The sequence below is a fragment of the Streptomyces roseus genome (assembly GCF_001044425.1).
Classification (GTDB): domain Bacteria; phylum Actinomycetota; class Actinomycetes; order Streptomycetales; family Streptomycetaceae; genus Streptomyces; species Streptomyces roseus.
The window spans coordinates 1-17,140 of sequence record NZ_LFML01000075.1 but is presented as its reverse complement, the minus strand read 5'-3'; the positions used below and the strand labels follow the sequence as shown (position 1 = coordinate 17,140).

Annotated in this window: 19 protein-coding genes, 1 tRNA gene and 1 pseudogene; 8 read left to right on the top strand and 13 right to left on the bottom strand. The window is 71.1% G+C overall.

Annotated elements, in window-relative coordinates; genetic code table 11:
- The first annotated feature begins 16 nt into the window (after nt 1-16).
- The 3 genes from ACS04_RS19485 to pknB all read left to right on the top strand — a co-directional run bounded on the left by ACS04_RS19485 (nt 17) and on the right by pknB (nt 5,147).
- A complete protein-coding gene (locus ACS04_RS19485) occupies nt 17-1,441 on the top strand; it encodes an FtsW/RodA/SpoVE family cell cycle protein (protein ID WP_048477934.1) in 1,425 nt (474 codons plus the stop codon).
- Complete coding sequence (locus tag ACS04_RS19480; protein ID WP_048477933.1) at nt 1,438-2,910, top strand: peptidoglycan D,D-transpeptidase FtsI family protein; 1,473 nt, start codon at nt 1,438-1,440, stop codon at nt 2,908-2,910. The genes ACS04_RS19485 and ACS04_RS19480 overlap by 4 nt, the downstream gene beginning before the upstream one ends.
- A 215-nt stretch (nt 2,911-3,125) precedes the next feature.
- Nucleotides 3,126-5,147: a Stk1 family PASTA domain-containing Ser/Thr kinase gene (gene pknB / locus ACS04_RS19475; protein WP_048477932.1), complete on the top strand. Its 2,022-nt coding sequence runs from the start codon at nt 3,126-3,128 to the stop codon at nt 5,145-5,147.
- Between the two features lie 91 nt (nt 5,148-5,238).
- On the opposite strand, the gene ACS04_RS19470 is transcribed toward pknB, so the two are convergent.
- The 6 genes and pseudogenes from ACS04_RS19470 to ACS04_RS19445 all read right to left on the bottom strand — a co-directional run bounded on the left by ACS04_RS19470 (nt 5,239) and on the right by ACS04_RS19445 (nt 9,179).
- Nucleotides 5,239-5,958, bottom strand: coding sequence for a class E sortase (locus ACS04_RS19470; protein ID WP_048477931.1), 720 nt, complete (start codon nt 5,956-5,958; stop codon nt 5,239-5,241).
- Between the two features lie 13 nt (nt 5,959-5,971).
- A pseudogene (locus ACS04_RS19465) lies at nt 5,972-6,799 on the bottom strand (class E sortase); the annotation flags it as partial.
- Nucleotides 6,781-7,419, bottom strand: coding sequence for an aminodeoxychorismate/anthranilate synthase component II (locus ACS04_RS19460; RefSeq protein ID WP_048477930.1), 639 nt, complete (start codon nt 7,417-7,419; stop codon nt 6,781-6,783). The pseudogene ACS04_RS19465 and the gene ACS04_RS19460, both read right to left, overlap by 19 nt.
- On the bottom strand, nt 7,416-7,592 hold the full coding sequence (locus ACS04_RS38665) for a hypothetical protein (RefSeq protein ID WP_048477929.1): 177 nt from the start codon (nt 7,590-7,592) through the stop codon (nt 7,416-7,418). Before ACS04_RS38665 ends, ACS04_RS19460 begins: the two co-directional genes overlap by 4 nt.
- Nucleotides 7,593-7,681: 89 nt before the next feature.
- On the bottom strand, nt 7,682-8,434 hold the full coding sequence (locus ACS04_RS19450; protein WP_048477928.1) for a class E sortase: 753 nt from the start codon (nt 8,432-8,434) through the stop codon (nt 7,682-7,684).
- A complete protein-coding gene (locus ACS04_RS19445; RefSeq protein WP_048477927.1) occupies nt 8,391-9,179 on the bottom strand; it encodes a DUF881 domain-containing protein in 789 nt (262 codons plus the stop codon). Before ACS04_RS19445 ends, ACS04_RS19450 begins: the two co-directional genes overlap by 44 nt.
- A gap of 91 nt (nt 9,180-9,270) precedes the next feature.
- Here ACS04_RS19445 and crgA point away from each other — a divergent pair, with 91 nt between their 5' ends.
- Nucleotides 9,271-9,525: a cell division protein CrgA gene (crgA, locus tag ACS04_RS19440; protein ID WP_048477926.1), complete on the top strand. Its 255-nt coding sequence runs from the start codon at nt 9,271-9,273 to the stop codon at nt 9,523-9,525.
- Nucleotides 9,526-9,667: 142 nt separating this feature from the next.
- Here the strand turns inward: crgA and ACS04_RS19435 are convergent, their stop codons facing one another.
- Nucleotides 9,668-10,543 carry a rhomboid family intramembrane serine protease gene (locus ACS04_RS19435; protein WP_048477925.1) on the bottom strand — a complete coding sequence of 292 codons (876 nt, stop codon included), beginning with the start codon at nt 10,541-10,543 and terminating at the stop codon, nt 9,668-9,670.
- Nucleotides 10,544-10,683: 140 nt separating this feature from the next.
- Nucleotides 10,684-11,211, bottom strand: a complete 528-nt coding sequence (locus ACS04_RS19430) for a peptidylprolyl isomerase (RefSeq protein WP_048477924.1) — start codon at nt 11,209-11,211, stop codon at nt 10,684-10,686.
- Nucleotides 11,212-11,386: 175 nt separating this feature from the next.
- On the opposite strand from ACS04_RS19430, the gene ACS04_RS19425 reads away from it, so the two are divergent.
- A complete protein-coding gene (locus tag ACS04_RS19425; protein WP_048477964.1) occupies nt 11,387-12,070 on the top strand; it encodes a DUF5324 family protein in 684 nt (227 codons plus the stop codon).
- Nucleotides 12,071-12,152: 82 nt separating this feature from the next.
- Here ACS04_RS19425 and ACS04_RS35330 read toward each other — a convergent pair whose 3' ends face one another.
- Nucleotides 12,153-12,563, bottom strand: a complete 411-nt coding sequence (locus ACS04_RS35330; protein WP_053080835.1) for a LysM peptidoglycan-binding domain-containing protein — start codon at nt 12,561-12,563, stop codon at nt 12,153-12,155.
- A gap of 140 nt (nt 12,564-12,703) precedes the next feature.
- Here ACS04_RS35330 and ACS04_RS19415 point away from each other — a divergent pair, with 140 nt between their 5' ends.
- Nucleotides 12,704-13,228: a GNAT family N-acetyltransferase gene (locus tag ACS04_RS19415; protein ID WP_048477923.1), complete on the top strand. Its 525-nt coding sequence runs from the start codon at nt 12,704-12,706 to the stop codon at nt 13,226-13,228.
- A gap of 73 nt (nt 13,229-13,301) precedes the next feature.
- Here the strand turns inward: ACS04_RS19415 and ACS04_RS19410 are convergent.
- Nucleotides 13,302-13,374 (bottom strand) — tRNA-Ala (locus ACS04_RS19410).
- Nucleotides 13,375-13,538: 164 nt separating this feature from the next.
- Here ACS04_RS19410 and ACS04_RS19405 point away from each other — a divergent pair.
- Both ACS04_RS19405 and ACS04_RS19400 read left to right on the top strand, forming a co-directional pair.
- The gene (locus ACS04_RS19405) at nt 13,539-14,087 is read left to right on the top strand and encodes a helix-turn-helix domain-containing protein (RefSeq protein WP_048477922.1); all 549 of its coding nucleotides are present in this window, start codon (nt 13,539-13,541) and stop codon (nt 14,085-14,087) included.
- A 106-nt stretch (nt 14,088-14,193) separates the two neighbouring features.
- A complete protein-coding gene (locus ACS04_RS19400) occupies nt 14,194-15,342 on the top strand; it encodes a serine/threonine-protein kinase (protein WP_048477921.1) in 1,149 nt (382 codons plus the stop codon).
- A gap of 31 nt (nt 15,343-15,373) precedes the next feature.
- Here ACS04_RS19400 and ACS04_RS39400 read toward each other — a convergent pair whose 3' ends face one another.
- From ACS04_RS39400 to ACS04_RS38925, 3 genes are all read right to left on the bottom strand, one after another.
- Nucleotides 15,374-15,571, bottom strand: coding sequence for a hypothetical protein (locus ACS04_RS39400; RefSeq protein ID WP_053080834.1), 198 nt, complete (start codon nt 15,569-15,571; stop codon nt 15,374-15,376).
- Between the two features lie 17 nt (nt 15,572-15,588).
- The gene (locus tag ACS04_RS19395; RefSeq protein ID WP_245236447.1) at nt 15,589-16,719 is read right to left on the bottom strand and encodes a hypothetical protein; all 1,131 of its coding nucleotides are present in this window, start codon (nt 16,717-16,719) and stop codon (nt 15,589-15,591) included.
- A 98-nt stretch (nt 16,720-16,817) separates the two neighbouring features.
- Nucleotides 16,818-16,952 (bottom strand): DLW-39 family protein, encoded by a 135-nt coding sequence (locus ACS04_RS38925; protein WP_208809277.1) that lies wholly within the window; start codon nt 16,950-16,952, stop codon nt 16,818-16,820.
- Nucleotides 16,953-17,140 lie beyond the last annotated feature (188 nt).

The following is a 17,140-nucleotide window of genomic DNA, read 5'->3' as shown; positions in this document are numbered from 1 at the left end:
GGGGGCCTGCCACACCATGAGCGTAGTCACCAACACGACCACCATCGGCGCCATCGAGCTGCCGAGCCGGCGGAACACCGAGCTCCTGCTGCTCGTGTTCGCCGTGGTCATCCCGATCTTCGCCTACGCCAACGTGGGCCTGTCGATCCACGGCAAGCTGCCGCCGGGCATGATCGCGTACGGCGGCGGCCTGGCCGTCCTCGCCGGCATCGCCCACTTCGTGGTGCGCCGCTACGCGAAGTACGCCGACCCGCTGCTGCTGCCGATCGGCACGCTGCTCAACGGGCTCGGCTGCGTCCTGATCTGGCGGCTCGACCAGTCGCAGCGGCTGCAGAACCTGGCCAAGCGCCAGTTCGGCCACTTCTCCGAGTCGGCCCCCCGGCAGATGATGTACACGGCGCTCGCCATCGCGCTGTTCGCCGCCGTGCTGCTGCTCCTCAAGGACCACCGCACGCTCCAGCGCTTCACGTACATCTCCATGGCCGCCTCGCTGGTCCTGCTGATCCTGCCCGTCATCCCGGGCCTCGGCGCCGACGTCTTCGGCGCGAAGATCTGGATCAGCGTCGCCGGCTTCTCCATCCAGCCCGGCGAGTTCGCGAAGATCGTCATCGCGATCTTCTTCGCCGGCTACCTGATGGTGAAGCGCGACGCCCTCGCGCTGGCCAGCCGCCGCTTCATGGGCCTCTACCTGCCGCGCGGCCGCGACCTCGGCCCGATCCTGATGATCTGGGCGATGAGCCTGCTCGTCCTCGTCTTCGAGAACGACCTCGGCACCTCGCTGCTCTTCTTCGGCATGTTCGTGATCATGCTGTACGTGGCCACCGAGCGCACCAGCTGGATCGTGATCGGCCTGGTCATGAGCGTGGCCGGCGCGGCCGTCGTCGGCGCGACCGCCAGCCACGTCAAGGCCCGTGTCACCGCCTGGCTCGACCCCTTCGCCTGCTACACCAAGTCGGGCGCCTGCGAGCAGGTCGGCCAGTCGATCATGAGCTTCGGCTCCGGCGGGGTCCTCGGCACGGGCTGGGGCCAGGGCAACTCCGACCTCATCGGCTTCGCCGCCAACTCCGACTTCATCTTCTCCACGGTCGGCGAGGAGCTCGGCCTCGCGGGCGTCATGGCCTTCCTCCTGCTCTACGGCCTGATCATCGAGCGCGGTGTGCGCACCGCCCTCGCCGCCCGCGACCCCTTCGGCAAGCTCTTCGCCATCGGTCTCTCCGGCGCCTTCGCCCTGCAGATCTTCGTGGTCGCCGGCGGAGTCATGGGCCTCATCCCCCTGACCGGCATGACCATGCCCTTCCTGGCTTCCGGCGGTTCCTCCGTCCTCGCCAACTGGGCCCTCATCGGGATCCTCATCCGGATCAGCGACACCGCACGCCGCCCCGCCCCGGCCCCGGCTCCGTCCCCCGACTCCGAGATGACCCAGGTGGTCCGCCCGTCATGAACAAGCCCCTGCGCCGCATCTCGCTCTTCTGCGGGCTGCTCGTCCTCGCGCTGCTGATCCGGACCAACTGGCTGCAGTACGTCCAGGCCGAGGACCTCAGCACCCGCAAGGAGAACCGCCGGGTCCAGATCGCCCAGTACGCCACCCAGCGCGGAAACATCATCCTCGCGAACGGTCAGGCCATCACCGGTTCCGCCACCACCGACGGCAGCGACTACAAGTACAAGCGCACCTACACCGAGGGCGCGCTCTGGGCGCCGGTGACGGGTTACGCCTCGCAGGCCTTCGGTGCCACCCAGCTCGAATCCCTCGAGGACAAGATCCTCACCGGCAACGACGACCGGCTGTTCTTCGACCGCACCATCGGCATGTTCACCGGCGAGAAGAAGGCCGGCGGCAACGTCGTCACCACGCTGATGCCCGAGGCCCAGAAGGCCGCGTACGACATCCTCGGCGGCAAGACCGGCGCCGCGGCGGCGATCGACCCGCGCACCGGCGCCATCCTCGCGCTGGTCAGCACCCCCTCCTACGACCCGACCCTCTTCGCCGGAAACTCCAAGACCGACGAGAAGAACTGGGTCGAGCTGAAGGACAGCCCGGAGAAGAAGCTCGTCAACCGCGCCCTGCGCGAGACGTACCCGCCCGGCTCGACGTTCAAGGTGGTCACCGCCGCGGCCGCGCTGGAGCACGGCGTCGTCACCGACATCGACGCGCCGACGGACACCCCCGAGCCGTTCTTCCTGCCGACGACCAAGACCCCGATGGTCAACCACGCCAAGGGCTGCGAGAAGGCGACGCTCAACTTCGCGCTCCAGGTGTCCTGCAACTCCGTCTTCGCCAACATCGCCGACAAGGTGACCAAGGACAAGATGCTGGAGACCGCGCAGAAGTTCGGCTTCAACAACGACAAGATCGACACCCCGGTCCGGGCGTTCGCCAGCGTCTACGACAAGAACATGGACCGGCCGGGCAACTCGCTCTCCGCGATCGGCCAGTTCAACACCGCCGCCACCCCGCTCCAGATGGCGATGGTCGCCGCGGCCGTCGCCAACGACGGCAAGCTGATGAAGCCGTACATGGTCGACCAGCTCACCGCCCCCAACCTCGACGTCATCGAGAAGCACGAGCCGCAGGAGATGAGCCGCCCGCTCTCCCCGGCCAACGCGCAGAAGCTCCAGAAGATGATGGAGAACGTCGTCGAGAACGAGAACGGCACCGGCGGCAAGGCCAAGATCAAGGGCGTCACCGTCGGCGGCAAGACCGGTACCGCCCAGCACGGCGAGAAGAACGCCAAGCGCCCCTACGCCTGGTTCATCTCCTACGCCAAGACCGACAAGGGCTCCCCGGTCGCCGTCGCCGTCGTCATCGAGGACAGCGACGCCGACCGCGAGGACATCACCGGCGGCGGTCTCGCGGCCCCCGTCGCGAAGGCCGTCATGGAAGCCGTGCTCAAGAACCAGAAGGGCTGACGGGCGGGACGCAAGGGGCCCGCAGGGACGCGAGAGCCGATCCGGAGTGATCCACATCACTGTTCCCGTCCGGATCCGAGCGTACGGTACCGGTCCGGTATCAGCCTGTGGTCACGAACCGATCACCGACGATCGGCCGGTAGCCTTTGCGCGAACAGCACACCGCCGGACCACACACGGGTGCGGTCGGGACTGACGGAGAGGGCTGCAACGTTATGGAAGAGCCGCGTCGCCTCGGCGGCCGGTACGAGCTGAGCCACGTGCTCGGCCGCGGTGGCATGGCCGAGGTCTACCTCGCCCACGACACCCGGCTCGGCCGTACCGTCGCCGTCAAGACCCTGCGTGCCGACCTCGCCCGCGACCCGTCCTTCCAGGCCCGGTTCCGGCGCGAGGCGCAGTCGGCCGCATCGCTCAACCACCCGGCGATCGTCGCGGTCTACGACACCGGCGAGGACTACGTCGACAACATCTCCATCCCGTACATCGTGATGGAGTACGTCGACGGCTCCACCCTGCGTGAGCTGCTGCACTCCGGGCGCAAGCTGCTGCCCGAGCGCACCCTGGAAATGACCATCGGCATCCTCCAGGCGCTCGAGTACTCGCACCGCGCCGGCATCGTGCACCGTGACATCAAGCCCGCCAACGTGATGCTCACCCGCACCGGCCAGGTCAAGGTCATGGACTTCGGCATCGCCCGCGCCATGGGCGACTCCGGCATGACCATGACGCAGACCGCGGCCGTCATCGGTACCGCCCAGTACCTCTCCCCGGAGCAGGCCAAGGGCGAGCAGGTCGACGCGCGCTCCGACCTCTACTCGGCCGGCTGCCTGCTGTACGAACTCCTGTGCGTCCGGCCGCCGTTCATCGGCGACTCCCCGGTCGCCGTGGCGTACCAGCACGTACGGGAAGAGCCGCAGCCCCCGTCGAACTTCGACCCCGAGATCACGCCCGAGATGGACGCGATCGTACTGAAGGCCCTGGTCAAGGACCCCGACTACCGCTACCAGTCCGCCGACGAGATGCGCGCCGACATCGAGGCCTGCCTCGACGGCCAGCCCGTCGCGGCCGCGGCGGCCATGGGGGTGCCCGGCTACGGCTACCCCGACCAGGGCCACGGGTACGGACACCAGGGCTACGACCAGCCCACCACCGCCCTGCGCACGTCCGACGCCGGCCAGACCTCCATGCTCCCGCCGATGCCCCCGGGCGACGGCGGGTACCCGGGCCAGGGCCAGAGCGGCTACGACCAGGGCGGCCACGGCCGCCGGCAGCAGAAGAAGAGCAAGGCCTCGACGATCCTGCTGGTCACGGCCGGCATCCTCGTCCTGGTCGGCGCGATCCTGATCGGGCGCTCGGTCTTCGGCGGCGGCGCCGACAACCGGCCCACCGTGCCGAAGTTCATCGGCGAGACCCTCGAAGCGGCCCAGAAGGCCGGCGACAACGTCGGTCTCAAGGTCGAGAAGGAAGCCGACGAGGCCTGCGACAACCAGCCCAAGGGCAACATCTGCTCGCAGAACCCGGCACCGGACACCAAGGTCGACAAGGGCTCCACGGTCAAGGTCAAGGTCTCCTCGGGCGCCCCGAACCTTCCGGTGCCCAACGTCGTCAACCTGAAGTTCGAGGACGCGGAGAAGGCGCTCAAGGACAAGGGCTTCGCCGTCGACAAGAAGACCCAGGAGTCCGACCGGCCCGCCGGCACCGTCCTCGACCAAGACCCGAAGAGCGGCCAGGCCCAGAAGGGCTCGACCGTCACGCTGACCGTCGCCAAGGAGCAGTCGAAGGCCGAGATGCCGGACCTCCTCGGGAAGACCCGGGAAGCGGCGATCAAGGCACTGAACGACGCCAAGCTCAAGCTGGGCAGCCAGACGGAGGTCGACTCCCCCGGAGCCGCGCCGAAGACGATCGTCCAGCAGCAGTACCAGCCGGGCGAGCAGCTCGCCGTGGGCACCACGGTCAACGTCCAGATCGCCAAGGCCGCGCAGCAGACCCAGGTCCCGCTGCTGCTGGGCAAGACGGTCGCCCAGGCCAGGAACGAGCTCGCGAGCCGGGGCCTGAACCTCCAGGTCATCGCCGGCCCGACGGACGACAAGGCGATCGTCATGAACACCGATCCCCCGGCGAACACCCCCGTCGAGCCGGGCCGGGTCATCAACGTGCAGACGATGGCCGGCCAGCAGAACGGCGGCAACGACGGAGGGCTGTTCGGCGGCCTGACCGGCGGTGGCGGCCGCCGTTAGTCGGCCCGGACCCTCTCCCCGCCAGGACGCGCAAAAAGCCCCCGTGGGCGGCCTCGGAGCCGCTCACGGGGGCTTTCCCGTGCCGGCGGTGTCAGCGCAGCTCCGCCGGGGGAGTGCGCTGCGCGTCCACCTTCTCCGTCCGGACCAGCTCGCCCCACACGATGTAGCGGAACTTCGACGTGTAGACCGGCGTGCAGGTCGTCAGCGTGATGAAACGGCCCGGCGCCGTGCGGCCCGATTCCTTCGGGACCGCCGAGATCACGTCCACGTTGTACTTCGAGGTCTGGCGCAGCTCCGCGAAGACCTTGTACACGTACCAGGTGTCCCGGGTCTCGAAGACGACGGCGTCGCCGTTCTTCACCTTGTCGATGGCGTGGAACTTCGCGCCGTGCCCGTCCCGGTGCGCCGCCAGGGCGAAGTTGCCCGAGGCCTCCCACGGCAGGGCCGCCTTCACCGGGTCCGTGTAGTACCCGGCCACGCCGTCGTCGAGGACGTCCGGCGCCGTGCCCTTCTTGACGAGGACCTCGCCGTTCTCCATCGCCGGCACGTGCAGGAAGCCGATGCCGTCCTGGGTGTCCAGGGCCCCCGGCCCCGGGGCCCCGTTCGCCCCCGGGGCGCTCTGCCACTGCCGGCGGATCTCGTCGCCCCGCGCCGACGCCTGCCGGTCCGCGAGCACGTTCGTCCACCACAGCGAGTACGCGACGAACAGGCCGAGGACGAGGCCGACGGTGATCAGGAACTCGCCCAGCAGGCTCAGGAACCCGGCGAGCACACTACGGCTCGGCGGCTGCGGCGACGCGGCACGTGACACTGATCGGTGATCCTTACGGGCTGGCCAGGGCGGGCGGAGCACCCTGGCTGCGGGGGCGTTCGTCGGTCATCCTGCCCCATACGATCATGCGGTAGGTGCTCGTGAACTCGGGCGTGCAGGTCGTCAGCGTGATGTACCGGCCCGGCGCGGTGAAACCCGAGCCCTCCGGCACCGGTTTGATCACCGACACGTTCGCCGGCGGGGTCTGCGCCAGCGACGAGGTGATCTCGTACGTGTAGTAGGCGTCCCGGGTCTCGACCACGACCGGGTCCCCCGGCGCCAGCCGGTTGATGAAGCGGAACGGTTCGCCGTGGGTGTTGCGGTGGCCCGCCAGCGCGAAGTTGCCCTGCTGGTCGGCCGGCATCGCCGACTTCAGCGCGCCGTCCGCGTAGTGCCCGACCATGCCCTTGTCGAGCACCTTCGGCTTGCTGACCCCCTCGGCCACCGGCACCTTCACGTCCAGTTTCGGAATGTGGAGGATCGCGAAGCCCTGGCCCGGCTCGAACGCCGAGACCTCCGGGGCGGCGGCTGCGCCCTGGTCCCGCTCCCAGTTCTGGCGCAGCGAGCCGGCCGCCCCGTTCGCCGTCCGCTCCGCCAGCACGTTCGTGTACCAGAGCTGGTAGGCGACGAACAGCAGCATCACCACGCCCAGGGTGATGAACAGCTCCCCGGCGAGCCGGCTCAGGGCGACCACCGGGCCGCCCGACGCGGGCCGCCTGCGCCGACGGCCCCCGCTGCGCCTGCGCGTGCGCTTCGCGGCCTCCTGAGCTGCCCTGCGCCGCGCGGCCCGGCCCTCCGTGGGCGCGGACGGCGCGACCGCGGTCACGCGACGGCCTTGCCCACCACCGGGGCCAGCCCCACCGAGCGCTCGACGGCCCCCGCGTCCCCGCAGCGCACCAGCCAGTTCGCGAGCATCCGGTGGCCCCACTCGGTCAGCACCGACTCGGGGTGGAACTGCACGCCCTCGACGTCGTGCTCCCGGTGCCGCAGCCCCATGATGATCCCGTCCTCGGTGCGCGCGGTGACCTCCAGCGCGTGCGGCAGGGTCCCCGGCTCGGCCGCGAGCGAGTGGTAGCGGGTCGCGGTGAAGGGCGAGGGCAGCCCCGCGAAGACGCCGAGACCCCCGTGCACCACCGGCGAGGTCTTCCCGTGCAGCAGCTCGGGGGCCCGGTCCACGACGCCGCCGTACGCCACGGCCATGGACTGCATGCCGAGGCAGACGCCGAAGACCGGGACGCCGGTGTCGGCGCAGTGGCGGACCATGTCGACGCAGACGCCCGCCTGCTCGGGCGTACCCGGTCCGGGCGACAGCAGCACGCCGTCGAAGCCGTCCTGCGCGTGGGCGAGTTCGACCTCGTCGTTGCGCAGCACCTCGCACTCCGCGCCGAGCTGGTACAGGTACTGGACCAGGTTGAAGACAAAGCTGTCGTAGTTGTCGACAACCAGAATGCGCGCGCTCACGGAGTGGCTCCCGATCCCTCGTCCACCGTTACGTCGTTGAACGGGAGGAGCGGCTCGGCCCACGGGAAGACGTACTGGAACAGCACGAAGACCACGCCGAGGACCAGTACGAGGGAGATCAGCGCGCGAATCCACGCGCTGCCCGGCAGATGCCGCCAGATCCAGCCGTACATGCCGTCTGTTTCCTATCCGTCCACGATCGACCACCGCACCGCGGGGGCGGTACGCGAACAGACTAAAGGCAGCGGCCCGGCCGGGTGGGTCAGCTCGGCAAACCCTCCGGGCGGCCCTGGGCGACCGGGCGGGTACGCGTCAGCTCCGCCCAGACGACCAGCCGGTGGCTGTGCCCCCACTCCGGCTCGCAGGTCGTGAGGGTCAGGTACCGCCCGGGGCCGGTGAAGGGTGAGCGGCGCGGCACCGGGTCGACCACCCCGATGTCGGTGGGCAGGGTGCGCAGCGGCGCGCCGCGCACCGTGTACGTGTACCAGGCCGTGGCGTCCTTGAGGATCACGGTGTCGCCGGGGCGCAGCTCGGGGAAGTCCTTGAAGGGGTCGCCGTAGGTGCGCCGGTGGCCCGCGACCGAGAAGTTCCCGGTGCCGCCGAGGGGGGCGGTGCCGGCGTAGTGGCCGAGGCCCTTCTTCAGCACGTCGGTGCCGGTGCCCTCCAGGACCGGCTTGTTCCAGTCCGGGCCGAAGCGCGGGACGTACATCTCGGCGAAGGCCTGCCCGGGCGGGTATCCGGGCGGCTCCTGCGCCGGGGGCGCGGCCTGGGGTGCGGGCTGCGGTGCGGTGGCCGGAGCTGCTGCCGGGGCCGCGGCCCAGCGGTCGCGCATCCGGGCCATCTCCCCGTCCATGGCCCGGTCGGCCTTGACGCCGGTCCACAGCAGGACGTACGCCACGAACAGCACGATCAGCGTGCCCGCCGTCAGGCAGACCTCGCTGAACGTCCGCACCACCAAGCGCAGTACGACGTCACGGCGTACTGCTCGCGGAGGCGGATTCCAGCGGCTTCGCATAGTGGAGGTCCACTGTGCCGGAGTAGCCGGGGAGTGTCAGCTCCTTGTGCTCGTCCACTTTCCAGCCGAGCCCGTACGCCGCCACGTACTGCTGGTAGTTCTGCAGGGCCGGGGAGGCGGCGAGCGCCTTGCGCAGCGCGGCCGGGTCCCCGACCGCCGTCACCTTGTAGGGGGGCGAGTAGACGCGGCCCTGGAGGATCAGCGTGTTGCCCACGCAGCGCACCGCGCTGGTGGCGATCAGGCGCTGGTCCATGACCTGGACGCCCTTGGCCCCGCCCAGCCACAGGGCGTTCACCACGGCCTGGAGGTCCTGCTGGTGGATCACCAGGTCGTTGGGCTGGGGGTCGGGCACGTTCGGGATGCGGGCGGTGGCGTTCGGCGGGGCGTCGTTCAGGGTGACCGTGAGCCCCTTGCCGGACAGCGCCTCGGTGCCGGACGCGACCCGCAGGGCGGCCAGCTTGGCGTCCTCGGCCCTGGTGCTGCCGTCGTCGCGCTCGGCGAGGGTGTCCACCCGGTCGCGGACGGCCGCGGTGCTCTGTTCGAGCAGCGCGTTGTTCTGGCTGCGCTCGTGGATGAGGTCCGAGAGCTTGAGGAGCGAGGCGTCCGTCCGGATGTTCGTACCCTTGGAGGTGTTGAAACTGGTGACGAAGATGAGACCGGCCAGGGCGAAAACAGCGGCCGTCAGCAGCCGGACCGGCCTGGCCCGGCGACGGGGACCCGCGGAGGAGTCGTCGGAATTGCTCAACGTACCCTTCTCCTTCAACGCCACAGGTCCACTACGCTAACGGACGCCCGGGGCAGGCAAGGTCCCCAGCGCATCGACAGGAGAGCCCCTCGTGCCGAAGTCACGTATCCGCAAGAAGGACGACTACACGCCGCCGCCGGCGAAGCAGGCGCAGGCGATCAGGCTGACCAACCGCAGCTGGGTCGCCCCGGTCATGCTGGCGTTCTTCCTGATCGGTCTCGCGTGGATCGTCGTCTTCTACGTGACCGAGACCCAGCTGCCGGTCGAGGCACTGGGCAACTGGAACATCGTGGTCGGATTCGGCTTCATCGCGGCGGGATTCGGCGTGTCCACGCAGTGGAAGTAGCCGGTCCCCGATCGGGCGCCCGCATGCACAGGCGCACCGGGTCCGACAAGCTCTCCCCAGGAGTTATCCACAGCGTCATCCACACCTGAGGAAAAGACAGAAGATCTGTGGATAACTCTGTGGAGTGTTGACGCCGGTGTGATCAGGTGAGTTCGGCCGTACGGACCAGGACCACCGCCGCTGCCAGCAGGAACGCCGCCGCACAGGTCCCCCACTGGACCAGCGCGCGCGTCCTGCCGGCGGCCGGTCCGACCATGCCCAGACCGACCAGCAGACCCGTCACCAGGCCCCCGATGTGGGCCTGCCAGGAGACGGACAGGCTGCCTCCGAAGGGCACGAAGGTCAGCACCAGCATGAGCACGACCATGGTGATCACCGGCCGCATCTCGTAGCGCAGGCGGCGCACCAGCACGACGGTCGCGCCGAGCAGACCGAAGATCGCGCCGGAGGCGCCGAGGGTCGGCGTGTTCGGCGCGGTCAGCAGATAGACGAGGGCGCTGCCGCCCAGCCCAGACAGCACGTACACGGCGAGATAGCGGACCCGGCCCAGGGCCGCCTCCAGCGGGCCGCCGATCACCCACAGGGCCAGCATGTTGCCCCCGATGTGCCACCACTCCACGTGCAGGAACACCGAGCTCAACAGCCGGTAGTACTGGCCGGTGGAGACCCCTTCCACCGGGCCGCCGAAGTACTCGACGTACCGCCCGAGCAGCTCCAGCCGGACCACGACCGCCGGCGCGACCAGGCCCAGCAGGAACACCGCGGCGTTGATCCCGACGAGGATCTTGGTGACGAGGTGCGGATCGGCTGGGACCACCCCGCCCGCGACGGTGCGCGGCACGTTGGCGGCCGGGGCGTGGCCCGTACCCGAGCCGTCACGGACGCACTCGGGGCACTGGAAGCCGACAGAGGCGCTGATCATGCACTCGGGGCAGATGGGGCGCTCACAGCGCGCGCAGCGGATCCCCGTGTCGCGGTCCGGGTGGCGGTAGCAGCCCGGCAGACGGTCCGTGTCCATCGGTCCCCTCGGTCAGCGGCCGGACGGGCGGTGCACCCCGCCGGCCGTCCGGCTGTGGCCCCGGCGGGTTCCACGCATGCAGGACGGACGGGCGGGGCGGAAAGGTTCCCGGGGCGCCCGGGGCGCCCGCGCGGCGGCGGTCAGCGCTTCTCCACGACGACGGACCGGATGATCACGTCGTCGAGGGGGCGCTCGGTGCGCGGGTTCGTCCGCAGGCCCGCGATGTCGTCCACGACCTTCTGGCTGGCCTTGTCCGTCACCTCGCCGAAGATGGTGTGCTTGCGCGTCAGCCAGGCGGTGGGCGCGACGGTGATGAAGAACTGGGAGCCGTTGGTGCCGGGGCCCGCGTTGGCCATGGCCACCAGGTAGGGCTTGGTGAAGGCCAGGTCGGGGTGGAACTCGTCGGCGAACTGGTAGCCGGGGCCGCCGGTGCCGTTGCCGAGCGGGTCGCCGCCCTGGATCATGAACCCGCTGATGACGCGGTGGAAGACGGTGCCGTCGTACAGCGGATCGGTGGTCTTCTGGCCGTCGGTGGGACGGGTCCATTCCCGGGCGCCCGTGGCCAGCTCCACGAAGTTCCTGACCGTCTTCGGGGCGAAGTTGGCCAGGAGCTCGATCTCGATGTCGCCGTGGTTCGTCTTCAGGGTGGCGTAGAGCTTCTCGGCCACGGATCTGCCTTCCATAGTCGTCACTGTCGGTTCCAGATCCTCCCACGGAGCGCTGCGCGGCACAGAAATCCTCCACTCGTATGCCCTGTCACGCATGCCCCCCGGCCGTAAGGCAGGCATGATCCGACAAAGGGTGGAAAGGTGAACTGTGTCCGCCACCGAGGAGGAGGATCCTGTGACCCGCAAGGACAGCGTGCACCTGGCCGCCGAAAGCGCCAGGGAAACGGCGAGGCACGCAGCGGAAGCGGTGGCCCCGTACGCAGCGGCCGCCCGGGACGCCGCTGCGCACTACGCGGCCGAGGCGAACGAGCGGCTGGCACCGAAGGTCTCGTACGCGACGGCCGAGGCGGCCCGGCAGGCCCGTACGGCGTACGACGAGCATCTGCACCCGCGGATGAGGGCGGCCCGCACGCACGTGCCCCCGAACGTGGACCGCGCGGCGACGATGGCCGTGCACCACACCCGGCGGGCGGCGCGGCAGGCGGCCGACTACACGCAGCCCAGACTGGAGAGCGCGCTGGCCGCGGCCCAGCCGGTGGCCGAGGAGGCCGCGTCCCGGTCGACGGCGGCCCTGGCGGCGCTGCGCGGCCAGGTGTCGGCCAAGGAGGTCCAGCAGCTGGTGAAGCGCCAGGAGCGGCGCTCCCGGGCCGGGCGGGCCTTCAAGGTCGTCGCGGTGGTCGGCGCACTGGCCGTGGGCGCGTACGCGGCCTGGCGGTGGTGGGACCAGCAGTCGAACCCGGACTGGCTCGTCGAGCCGCCGGCCGCCACCGAGCTCTCGCACGAGCGGGAGCCGGCCAGCTTCGACGACGAACTGGCGGCGAAGGAGCGCGAGTCCTCCTCCGGCACGGCGGACGAGTGAGCGGTCGGTGACCGCGACGGCCTGAGCGGGACGGCGGGAGGGCCCGGATCCATCGGATCCGGGCCCTCCCGCCGTGCACCCCCTAGCGGGGCAGGGTGAGCACCTGGCCGGGTTGGATCACCTCGGGGTTCGAGCCGATGACGCCCCGGTTCATGGCGTAGAGCTCGCGCCAGCGGGCCTCGTTGCCCAGCTCGCGGCGGGCGATCGCGGAGAGCGAGTCGCCCGTCTTGACGATGTACGTGCGCCGCGCGGCGGCCGTCGCAGGCCTCGGCTCCGGAGCCGCGGGAACCGCCTTGTGCGCGGCGGACGTGGGCTTCGGGGTGTGCGGGGCGGGCTTCGGCGGCGCCGCTGCGGCCATCCGCTCGGCGGCGGCCTTGGTGGCCGACACGGCGTCGGTGTACTTCGCCGCGTAGTCGGCGGCCGCGGCCGCCGCGGCCTTGTCGGCGGCCTCGTGCTTCTTCTTGTCGGACTTGAGGAAGTCGAAGAGTCCCATGTGTCTGTGCGCCTCCGGCATGGTGTCGCCCCCTGGCTCGGTGCCTTCCCCCCACTGTCGGCCAGCCCGCGCCGCCCGGCCCTGTGACAGGGCCAACCGGGGGACCCGGGCGGGCGGCGCCCGGCTGTTACCGTCGACGGATGCCCGAGCTCGTCTTCCCCTCCCCCCGCCTGCACGACTCCTGGCTCGAAGCCCGCGCGGAATGGGGCCGCGACAGCCACATGGACGGCGCCGGACTCGGCTCCGAGGACGACGTGGACAGCCCCGGGGGCTTCGCGGCCTGGACGGAGCGGCTGCGCGGCTACGGGGACCGGACCCGCCCCGTGGAGCAGGGCCGCGTGCACGCCACGTACTGGTGGATCGCCGAGGGCGACACCTACCTGGGCGCCATCGACCTGCGCCACTACCTCAACGGCTTCCTCCTCGACGCCGGAGGCCACATCGGTTACGGCATCCGGCCCTCCGCGCGCCGGCGCGGGCTGGCCGGCTGGGCGCTCGGCTCGGTCCTGTACGAGGCCCGGCTGCTGGGGATGGACCGGGTACTCCTGACGTGCGACCCCGGCAACACGGGGTCGGTACGCACGATCGAGCGCGGCGGCGGGGTCCTGGAGGACGTCCGCGAGACCCTCGTCGGCCCCAAGCGCCGCTACTGGATCGACCTCTGACGGAGGGTGCGCCGCACCACGCAAAGAGGCCATCTGACCTGCGTTTCCGCTGGTCAGATGGCCTCTGGCACTGTGGAGCTTAGGAGATTCGAACTCCTGACATCTGCCTTGCAAAGGCAGCGCTCTACCAACTGAGCTAAAGCCCCGAAAAGACGGACGCGACCGCCTCCCGCGAAGGTGTGGCCGTTCCGCAGAACAGAGTACCGGGTGTACCCCCGCATCTCGCAAAATTATGGGGGCTCCCGCCATGCGACCACGCTCCGTAAGATGCTCGCGAGGTTCGCACCAGCGAAGTAGGGGAGTACTGAGAGTGGACGCTGTTCAGCAAGAGGCCACGGCCAGAGCCAGAGAGCTTCAGCGCAGCTGGTACGGGGAGCCGCTCGGCGCGCTCTTCCGCCGGCTCATAGATGACCTCGGCTTGAACCAGGCACGCCTCGCTGCGGTCCTCGGACTGTCGGCGCCCATGCTGTCCCAGCTGATGAGCGGCCAGCGGGCCAAGATCGGGAACCCGGCCGTGGTGCAGCGCGTCCAGGCCCTCCAGGACCTCGCGGGCCAGGTGGCGGACGGAAGCGTCAGCGCGGCCGAGGCCACGGACCGGATGGACGAGATCAAGAAGACCCAGGGGGGCTCCGTCCTCAGCAACAGCGGCCAGACCACGACCGGTTCGGGCGCACCCACGGTCAAGCGCGTCGTGCGCGAGATCCAGTCGCTGCTGCGCTCGGTCTCGGCGGCGGGCGACATCATCGACGCGGCCGACTCCCTCGCCCCCAGCCATCCCGAACTGGCGGAGTTCCTCAGGGTCTACGGGGCGGGCCGCACCGCGGAAGCGGTCGCCCACTACGAGTCCCACCAGAACTGACGCGCGACACCCCGCGCACGGGACGCGGGCACGGGACGCGGGCACGGCACGCACGTACGGGACGCCCACACGGGACGCACGCACGGGACGGGGGACGGGCGCAGCGATGGGTGAGGTCTTCGCCGGTCGGTACGAGCTGATCGATCCGATCGGGCGCGGCGGCGCGAGCGCCGTGTGGCGGTCCTGGGACCACCGGCGCCGCCGGTACGTCGCCGCCAAGGTGCTGCGGCAGAGCGACGCCCACACCCTGCTGCGGTTCGTCCGGGAGCAGGCCCTGCGCATCGACCACCCGCACGTGCTGGCCCCGGCCGGCTGGGCGGCGGACGACGACAAGGTCCTGTTCACGATGGACCTCGTCGCCGGCGGCTCCCTCGCCCACGTCATCGGGGACTACGGCCCGCTCCCGCCCCGCTTCGTGTGCACGCTGCTCGACCAGCTCCTGTCGGGGCTGGCGGCCGTGCACGCGGAAGGGGTCGTCCACCGCGACATCAAGCCGGCCAACATCCTGCTGGAGGCCACCGGGTCCGGACGGCCGCACCTGCGGCTGTCCGACTTCGGCATCTCGATGCGCAACGGCGAGCCGCGCCTCACCGAGACCGATCACGTGGTGGGCACACCCGGCTACGTCGCCCCGGAACAACTGCTCGGCCGCGAACCCGACTTCCCCGCCGACCTCTTCGCCGTGGGGCTGGTCGCCCTCTACCTCCTGCGGGGCGTAAAGCCCGATTCCCGGGCCCTGGTGGAGCACTTCCTCGCCCATGGCACCCCCGCCGCCCCCGAGGGCGTTCCGGCGCCGCTCTGGGACGTCGTGGCGAACCTCCTCCAGCCGGAGCCCCACCACCGGTTCAAGACCGCCACAGGGGCCCGCAGGGCCCTTGCGGAGGCCTCGGAGCTGCTGGCGCCGCCCGGCCCCGGCGAGGAGCCGGTGGAGGTGTTCGACCAACTCGGTCCGCTGCCGCCCGGTTTCGGCCCCCGGGGACCGCAGAGCACGGCCGCGGTGACCCCCGGGGCATCGGACACGGGCAGCTTCCGCCTCCCGCCGCCGGTGTGCTCCGAGGGGCCCCCGGCCGCCGCCACCCCCGCCGGCCCCGCCACCCCCGCCGCTCCGCACCTGCCGCACCCGCCGCCCGTGCGGACCGAGCGGAGCGAGCGGACCGGTGGGATCGCCCCGCCGTCGGCGAAGGTCGCCGCCGGGATCCTCACGGCGGCGCTGCTCTGCTTCACGGTGGGCGCCTGGGCGCTGACCCGGATCTGAGCCGCCCTGCGCGCCGCGGGCCGTGCGCGCCCTACGCGCGCCTCGGCCCCTGCGCGCCCTGCCCGCGCCGGCCCAGCAGGAACCATCCGCCGAGCACGAGCAGCAGCACCATCCCGGCGCCGAAGCCGGCGCCGGCCACCACCCGCATCACCGAACGCCCTCCGGCCGCCTCCGCCGCCTCGGGTGCGGTGAGCCCGTCCCGGGCGGCCGCCCGGTCGTCCGCGCCCACCCCGAACCCGGCCGCGCTCAGGCTCTCCCGTACGCGGGCGCCCGGGCCGGGCCGCCCGTCACGGCCATGCGCAGCGTCAGCGGCACCGGGCTGGCGTCCTCGGTGAACTCGGCCACCTTCGCGCCCAGGGTCACGGCGACGTAGTACCAGCCCGCCACCCGGACCCCCCGTACCTGCCCGGTGTCCGAGAAGCGGTTCTCGTACGCCACCGGCGCCGTCTTCGGCAGGGTGACGCCCGCCTGCTTTCCGCCGTACGCGACGGCCTTGTCCTCGATCAGCCCCCGGTACGGGCTGTACAGCGCGACGGTGAGCCCGCCCGGGGCCGAGCCGTACGGCTTGGTCATCCTGGCGTCGGCGAGCTCGGCGCCGAGCCCCAACTGCCGTCCCCAGTCGAGGGGGACCCGGTAGAAGCGGGTCTGCCCGGGCCACAGGTCGTCGCGCCAGACCCCGCTGCCCAGCGCCCGGGCGTCGTTGAAGCCGGTGCCCCCGGGGCGCACGACCGGCTCGCTGCCGGGCAGCGTCGGCGAGGCGGAGGGCCAGACGCCGGGGGCGGTGGCGGGGGCGTTGCCCACGGCGAGGCCGGGTTCGCGCTGGAGCAGCAGTTCCACCGGCCACGCGCCCCGGTCGGAGTCCTTGGCGGCGGTACGGGTGACCTTGGCGAAGTAGACGCCGGCGCCCTGGCATGCGGCGTCCTCCTCCAGCCGGCGGACCGCCGCCGCGCCGAGGGGGACCGGGTCGTAGCCGAAGCCGGCCCGGCCGGGGTTGTTCGGGCAGCGCTCGCCCTCCTTGGTCATGATCTCGACCTCAAGGCCGTCGCCGTAGCCGACCTCGGCGCCGCGCGGGGGCTGGAGCACGGCGGAGAAGTACACGCTGGAGGCGTCGTCGAGGTTCAGCCGGTAGAAGCGCTCGCCCGGGCCGATGGTGTCGGCGTAGGCCCGCCCGGCCGCCACCAGCGGCGCGTCCGCGCTGACGGGCCCGCCCCGGATCCGCTCGGCGCCCTCGGCGCCCCGGTACGCGGGCGCCGGCCGCGGGGGCGCCGTGGCGGCCGACGCCGCCCCCGGGAGTGTCCCGGCCAGCGCCAGGGCCGCCGCCCCCGCCAGCACCGTCGTCCGCAGCCGCCCCATCACGCCCACCCCGATTTTGCTCATGCAAGCCAAATCTTTGCAAAACGTAACTATTCGTCACAGAACAGCACAAAGCCCCGGCCGCAGCGGCAGCCGGGGCTTCATGAGATCAGCTTTCGGTCTCACACACCGGAACCGGAAGGCACGGAGTCAGTTGCCTCCGTCCACAGGTCCTGCTCGGCGCGGTCCGCCTGGATCTGGCGGTACACGAGGAGCCCGCCGATGGCGGCCAGTGCGACCAGGAGCAGCTTCTTCACCGCGCGACCTCGTCTTTCGTTGACGTTGGGGACTTCTGACGGCCAACAATACACACGCACCGATACCGTTCGGTGACCTGGGAAGCCCCAACTGAGCATACGAAGAAGACCCCCAGGGCGAGGGCCTGGGGGTCTTCATTCACTGTGGGGCTAACAGGATTTGAACCTGTGGCCTCATCCTTATCAGG